Source organism: Bradyrhizobium genomosp. I (2014) (assembly GCF_000261685.1).
GTDB lineage: Bacteria > Pseudomonadota > Alphaproteobacteria > Rhizobiales > Xanthobacteraceae > Bradyrhizobium.
On sequence record NZ_AJQE01000057.1, the window covers coordinates 1 to 7,254 of the forward strand.

Sequence of the window (7,254 nt, forward strand, 5' to 3'; positions counted from 1 at the left end):
AGCCGATGCACAGTGTGACGGCGCCGAAAGTGATCAGGAGGCCGGCCGCATGAATGCTGACGTCGAGCCCCGTCGCCAATTCCGGCAGCATGCCCGCCGGCGCCAGCACCGAGCAGCCGGTGACGAGATTGCCGAGCATCAGGGCAGTCGGCGCGAAACGGCCGGCGGCGGACGGATTTTCCATGCAACTGCATCTAGAGCAGGCCTGCGGCAAGTTAAAGGGCACGAGGCCAAATAGTTCGAGCTCCGCCCCGGCTTTTGCGCGCCACTTTCTTGGATTTGCCGGATTGCGCAGGCCGAATCGCCTGATATATCGCTCGTTCCCGCTTACCTGCGCTCGTTCGCAGGAGTGAGCCTCAGGAGAAAAGCAATGACCGACCAGCCCAAATCCGAGTCCGGCTTCCAGTACAGCCTCTCCAATCTCAAGCCCGTGACCCCCGCTCCCAAAGTCACCCTCACCTTTCCCGACGGCGCCCAGCGCCAGTTCGACAAGGGCATCACCGGCCTCGATATCGCCAAGGGCATCTCGCCGTCGCTGGCCAAGCGCACGGTTGCGATGGCGCTCGACGGCGCGCTCGCCGATCTCAACGATCCGATCGAGGCCGACGCCAGTATCGAACTCGTCAATCGCGACGATCCGCGCGCGCTCGAATTGATCCGCCACGATTGCGCGCACGTGCTGGCGGAGGCCGTGCAGACGCTGTGGACGGGCACCCAGGTCACCATCGGTCCCGTGATCGAGAACGGCTTCTACTACGACTTCTTCCGCAACGAGCCGTTCACCCCGGAAGATTTTGCCGCGATCGAGAAGAAGATGCGCGAGATCATCGCGCGCGACAAACCCTTCACGAAGGAGGTTTGGGATCGCGAAAAGACCAGGCAGGTGTTCCGCGACAAGGGCGAGGCGTTCAAGGTCGAGCTGGTCGACGCCATTCCCGGCAGCGAGCCGATCAAGATCTACTACCAGGGCGACTGGTTCGATCTGTGCCGCGGCCCGCACATGACCTCGACCGGCAAGGTCGGCAACGCCTTCAAGCTGATGAAGGTTGCCGGCGCCTATTGGCGCGGCGACAGCAACAACCCGATGCTGACCCGCATCTACGGCACGGCCTTCGCCAAGCAGGAGGATCTGGACGCCTACCTCAAGCAGATCGAGGAAGCCGAGAAGCGCGACCACCGCAAGCTCGGGCGCGAGCTCGACCTCTTCCATTTCCAGGAGGAAGGTCCGGGCGTCGTGTTCTGGCATCCGAAGGGCTGGACCATCTTCCAGCAGCTGATCGCCTATATGCGCCGCCGGCTGACCGGCGACTATAGCGAGGTCAACGCGCCGCAGATCCTCGACAAGGTGCTGTGGGAGACCTCGGGCCATTGGGGCTGGTACCGCGAGAACATGTTCGCGGCGCAGTCGGCCGGCGACGAGGCCGAGGACAAGCGCTGGTTCGCGCTGAAGCCGATGAACTGCCCCGGTCACGTGCAGATCTTCAAGCACGGCCTGAAGAGCTATCGCGACCTGCCGCTGCGCCTCGCCGAGTTCGGCGTTGTGCATCGCTACGAGCCGTCCGGAGCCATGCACGGCCTGATGCGCGTGCGCGGCTTCACCCAGGACGACGCGCACATCTTCTGCACCGAGGACCAACTCGCCGACGAGTGCCTGAAGATCAACGATCTCATCCTGTCGACCTATGCGGATTTCGGCTTCACCGGCGATCTCACGGTGAAGCTGTCGACCCGGCCGGAAAAACGTGTCGGCACCGATGCGATGTGGGATCACGCCGAGCGGGTGATGGCCACCGTTCTGCGCGAGATCCAGTCGCAGAACAATCACATCAAGACCGAGATCAATCCCGGCGAAGGCGCGTTCTACGGGCCGAAGTTCGAATACGTTCTGCGCGACGCCATCGGCCGCGACTGGCAGTGCGGCACCACGCAGGTGGACTTCAATTTGCCGGAGCGGTTCGGCGCATTCTACATCGACCATGACGGCGGCAAGAAGCCGCCGGTGATGGTGCACCGGGCGATCTGCGGCTCGATGGAGCGTTATATCGGCATCCTGATCGAGCACTATGCCGGCAACTTCCCACTCTGGCTCTCGCCGGTGCAGGCGGTGGTCACGACCATCACCTCGGAAGGCGACGAATACGCCAAGGTGGTGCTGGAGCAGGCGCGGCGCGCGGGACTTCGGGTCGAGATCGACCTGCGCAACGAGAAGATCAACTACAAGGTCCGCGAGCACTCGCTGGCCAAGATCCCGGCGCTGCTCGTGGTCGGCAAGAAGGAAGCCGAGACGCATTCGGTCTCGGTCCGCCGTCTCGGCAGCGACGGCCAGAAGGTGATGACGACGGCTGAGGCGATCGCCGCCCTCGTCGACGAGGCGACCCCGCCGGATGTCCGGCGGGCGCACGGCGGCGTCTGATCCCTGAAATCGATCTAAATTCGCTTCCGGTTGCGGGCGTGCATGCCTATCTCGGCATGGCACGCCCGCCGACCATTTGAAGAGGATATCGCAGTGCCCGACGCCATCGAACTCCTGAAGACCCGCCGCTCGGTCAAGCCGCGCGACATGACCGGGCCCGGCCCCTCGCCGGCCGAGCTCGAAACCATCCTCACCATCGGCGCGCGCGTGCCCGATCACGGCAAGCTCGCGCCCTGGCGCTTCATCGTCTTCGAGGGCGATGCCCGCCAGCGTGCCGGCGAGGTGATCGCGAGGGTCTTCGCGCGGAAGAATCCGGGCGCGCCGGCGGCCGACGTCGAGATCGAGCGCAAGCGCCTCACCGATGCGCCATTGGTGATCGGCATCGTCAGCTTCACCAGGCCGCATCCGAAGGTGCCGGCGTTCGAGCAGGAATTGTCGGCAGGCGCCAGCGCCATGAACATCGTCACGGCCGCCACCGCACTCGGCTACGGCGCCTGCTGGCTGACCGGCTGGTTCGCCTTCGATCGCGACGTGCTTGATGGGCTCGGCCTCAAGCCGGACGAAAAGCTCGCCGGCCTCGTCCATGTCGGTACGCCGACCAAACCGAGCGAGGACCGACCGCGACCGTGCCTTTCGGAAATCGTGACGCGCTTTTGATCGATGTCTTGTTGACGGCTCGAACGTTGCACGGCTTAGCTCCCGGCGAGGGAGGAAGCTCGGATGCGACGGCGTGAATTTCTTGTCGGGGCTGCGATGCTCGCCGGTGCGATGGCGCGAAGCCGTGCTGCCGATATTCCGGCCCCCTCGTCCGACGGGCTCGACCGCATCACGGCGTATTTCGACAACGAGGTGACGAGTGGCCGGTTGCCGGGCGCGGTGATCCTCGTCCAGCAACACGGCAAGCCGGTCTATCTGAAGACCTTCGGCGTGCGCGACACCAGGACCGGCCTCGCCATGACGCCGGACACGATCTTCGCCATCCACTCCATGACCAAGCCGATCACGTGCCTTGGCGCGATGATGCTGATCGACGATGGCAAGCTGGCGCTGACCGACCCGGTGTCGAAATACGTCCCGCTGTTCGCCGGGACCAAGGTGGGCCGCGAGGTGACCCTGCCCGGCGGCGTGGTCGAGCTGGACCTCGACCCACCGGACCGCCCCGTCAACATCGAGGATCTGCTGCGGCATACTTCGGGCATCAGTTACGATTACATCGGCAGCGAGTGGGTCGAGCACGCCTACAGGATGGCCAACATTTTCAAGGGTCACTTCAACAACAGGGAGTTCGCCGATCGCATCGCCGAACTGCCGCTGGCGCGGCAACCTGGAACACTGTGGCGCTACGGCCATTCCACCGACGTGCTCGGCGGCATCATCGAGATCGTCTCGGGCCAGACGCTGTATCAATTCCTGAAACAACGCATCTTCGACCCGCTCGGCATGAACAGCACCAAATTCGTGCTCGCGAGCGAGGACGAGCGTGAGCGGATGGCGCGGCCGCTGCCGAACGATTTCATCCTGCTTGCCGGCGAACGCGAGCGCCTCGACCATCCCGAATGGCAATCCGGCGGCGGCGGCCTGCTCTCGACCATCACCGACTATCAACGCTTCTCGCAGATGCTGCTCAACGGCGGCGAGTTCGCGGGCAGGCGCTACCTCAGCCCGGCCGCGTTCAAGGCCATGACGACCGATCACATCGGACCGGGCTCCGGCGTCGGACGCGACTATTTCTATTTCCCGGGCGACGGCTTCGGCTATGGCTATGGCCTTGCGGTGCGGACCGATCCCGGCAACGCGAAACCGCCGCCGCCGGGCTCGCTCGGCGAATTGAAATGGGACTCCGGCAGCGGCACCTATTTCGGCGTCGATCCCAAGCTCGACATGGTCTACCTCATGATGCAGCAGACCCAGAACGAGCGCGGCCGCATCACACCCGCGTTCAAGGCGCTGGTCTATGACTGCTACCCGCCCGCACTACGCCGCCCGTGAGGCGCGCTGACCGAAATCGGCAAGCAGCTTCGCGATCTCGGCCGCGGGCCGCGCGGCGCTGAACAGAAATCCCTGCACCTCGTTGCAGCCTTCGGCGCGCAGCCAGTCGAGCTGATCCTCGGTCTCGACGCCCTCCGCGGTCGTGGTGATGTTGAGGCTGCGGCCGAGCCCGGAGATCGCGCGCACGATGGCGCCGCAGTCGGGCCGCTGCGCCAGATCCTTGACGAAGGAGCGGTCGATCTTGATCTTGTCGAAGGGAAAGCTGCGGAGATAGCTCAGGCTGGAATAGCCGGTGCCGAAATCGTCCATGGAAATGCCGACACCGAGCTCGCGCAACTGATGCAGGATCGCGAGATTGGCATCGGTCTCGGCCAGGAAGATCGACTCGGTGATTTCCAGTTCGAGCCGCTTCGGCGACAGTCCGGACTGCGCCAAGGCCGAAATCACGACCTGAACCAGATTGCGGCTGCGGAATTGCGCCGGTGACAGATTGACCGCGACCTTGACGTCGGCAGGCCATTTGACGGCCTCGGCGCAGGCTTTGCGCAGCACCCACTCCCCTAACTGGGTGATGAGGCCGATGTCCTCGGCAACAGGGATGAACTCCGCCGGAGAGATCATGCCTTTGTCCGGGTGACGCCAGCGCAGCAGCGACTCGAAGCCGGAGATGCGGTCGGAGGCGATCGTCACCAGCGGCTGGTAGTGCAACTCGAACTCGCCATTGGCGAACGCGCGACGCAGATCGAGCTCCATGTCACGGCGCCTCTGCGCCTGGAGGTCCATCTCTCGCTCGAAGAAGTGGTGCACGCCACCGCCGTCGGACTTCGCCCGGTACAGCGCCATGTCGGCATTGCGCATCAACTCTTCAGGCGTCGTGCCGTCGCCCGGCGACAGCGCGATGCCGATGCTGGCGCCGATCACCATTTCCTGCCCATCGAGATCATACGGCGCCTTCACCATGTCGATCAGCAAGGACGCGCAGGCGCTGGCCTCGTTCGGCGAGACGTCGGCGGCCAAGATGACGGCGAACTCGTCGCCGCCGAGCCGCGCCACGAGATTGGCGCCGCGGACCGCGGTGGTCAGGCGCTCGGCGACCTGCTTCAATAAGCGGTCGCCCACCGGATGGCCAAAGGAATCGTTGATGTTCTTGAACAGGTCGAGATCGATGTAGAGCACGCCGACCCGTTTCCCCCCGGCCTGATCCAGCGCCTGCTTCAGGCGCTCCTGGAAGTGTTCGCGGTTCGGCAGGTCGGTGAGCCCGTCATGATGCGCCATGTGGGCGATGCGGGCCTCGGCCTTGCGCCGTTCGGTGATGTCGACTACTGCCACCAGGTAGCCGTCGCGATCGTCGAAGGCGACACGGCGGCCGAAGGTGAGCACCTCGATTTCGCTGCCGTCGGCGCGCAGATGCCGCCAGTTGCGCGAGGAGTGATAGGCGTCGCCAAGGCGCTCCAGCGCCTCGGCGTGGCTGTCCCACTCGTCCTCCGGCCAGATCTCGTGCAGCTTCATGCGCAGGAAGGTGGCGCGGCTGTAGCCGTAGTGCTGGACCGCGGCGTCGTTGACGCTGAGGAACGCCTTGGTCTGCGCGTCGAACACCCACATCGGCATCGGGTTATTGTCGAACAGCAGGCGGAACGAGGCATCGCGCCGCTTGAGCGCGGTGACATCGGAGATCGTCAGCGAAACCACGTCGGCGAAGGCGGTGGCGCTGAGCCTGAGGTAGCGTCCCTCGCTCTCGATCTCGAGCTGCTCGCCGCGGCCGCCCGAGACGGCCTTGAGCAGGAATTCCATCACCTCGGGCGAGGCCAGCAGCGTGCTGCCCTCGCCGATCCGCCGCCACAACAGGCTTCCGCTCGCAACCTTCAGCAGCCCGCCCGCGCTCTTGTTGTGATGCACGACCTGAAGATCGAACGGCTTGCCGTCGGCATCGCGCAGCGTTGCCAGGGAAACCACCGCGTCGTCGGTCGAGGAAAAGATTGCGTCGAGGAGATTGTATTGCGCGCCGCACTCGTTGACATAGGCGCCGACCAGCGTCGCACCCCAGCGCGAGGACGTCGGCAGCGCCAGCACGTCGTAGGTCCTGACCATGCCGTCGCGCACGCAATGCGCGCTCGCCTGGTGCGGCCGTCCGGTCGCAAGCGCGCTCGCCGCTGCTTCCGACAGCGCCGTGGCACAATCGGGCGACAGCTCGGCGACGGGAATGTCCCAGCGTTCCTCGCCGAGCCATTTCTGCACGTAACGCCCGCTGCGCGACAATTCCAGCGCACCGTCGTTCTTCAGCAGAGCGACGTGGTCGGCGAGCCGTCCGAGGCTGCCGAGCATCACGTCCTCATAGCGCGGCAGCCGCTCGCCCGGCTTCAACGCCGCACGCCACTTGCGCTGAAGCACCGGGATGTCGTCAAACATTTCGGTGGCCGGTTTTCCCGACACCCTCTTCGCGGCATTCATGGCAGTCCCCAACGCACTTCGCCGGCGCATCCAATGCAGGCGCGCTTAACGAGATGTAAAAAGCGCGCGGGCGCGGGTTCCATTCAGCGATTATGACAGTTTTAAGTCAGGTGTTGGTTAGTGGGCGTTAGAGACTATGACGATCGTGCAAAGGCGATGCTCGCGTGTCCCGGACGCGATGCAGCGCGCAAGCGGTGCGGCGCAGAGCCGTGACCAGCGTGCCGCACAGCTCGCTGAAGCATGGGCCCCGGCTCTGCAGCGCATCGCCGAGAGGCGCTGCGCTGCGTCCGGGGCGCGAGAGGGGAATTTGCACGCAACTGTTTCAACGTTCGTCATTGCGAGCGCAGCGAAGCAATCCAGAATCCCACCGCGGAGTGGACTCTGGATTGCTTCGCTGCGCTCGC

General features: G+C 64.8%; 4 protein-coding genes and 1 pseudogene. 3 read left to right on the forward strand and 2 right to left on the reverse strand.

Features of this window, described 5'->3' with window-relative positions; all coding sequences use genetic code 11:
• Positions 1–184, reverse strand: a pseudogene (locus IC50_RS06200) (MFS transporter); the annotation flags it as partial.
• Positions 185–370: 186 nt separating this feature from the next.
• Between IC50_RS06200 and thrS the strand changes: the two are divergent.
• The 3 genes from thrS to IC50_RS06215 all read left to right on the forward strand — a co-directional run bounded on the left by thrS (position 371) and on the right by IC50_RS06215 (position 4,402).
• Positions 371–2,413 (forward strand): threonine--tRNA ligase, encoded by a 2,043-nt coding sequence (gene thrS, locus IC50_RS06205; protein ID WP_050990919.1) that lies wholly within the window; start codon positions 371–373, stop codon positions 2,411–2,413.
• Between the two features lie 93 nt (positions 2,414–2,506).
• Positions 2,507–3,070, forward strand: coding sequence for a nitroreductase family protein (locus IC50_RS06210; protein WP_035701833.1), 564 nt, complete (start codon positions 2,507–2,509; stop codon positions 3,068–3,070).
• A 63-nt stretch (positions 3,071–3,133) separates the two neighbouring features.
• Entirely contained in the window at positions 3,134–4,402 is a 1,269-nt protein-coding gene (locus IC50_RS06215) for a serine hydrolase domain-containing protein (protein WP_035701836.1), read from the forward strand.
• On the opposite strand, the gene IC50_RS06220 is transcribed toward IC50_RS06215, so the two are convergent.
• Positions 4,388–6,850: a putative bifunctional diguanylate cyclase/phosphodiesterase gene (locus tag IC50_RS06220; protein ID WP_035701839.1), complete on the reverse strand. Its 2,463-nt coding sequence runs from the start codon at positions 6,848–6,850 to the stop codon at positions 4,388–4,390. The genes IC50_RS06215 and IC50_RS06220 overlap by 15 nt on opposite strands.
• Between the last annotated feature and the right edge of the window lie 404 nt (positions 6,851–7,254).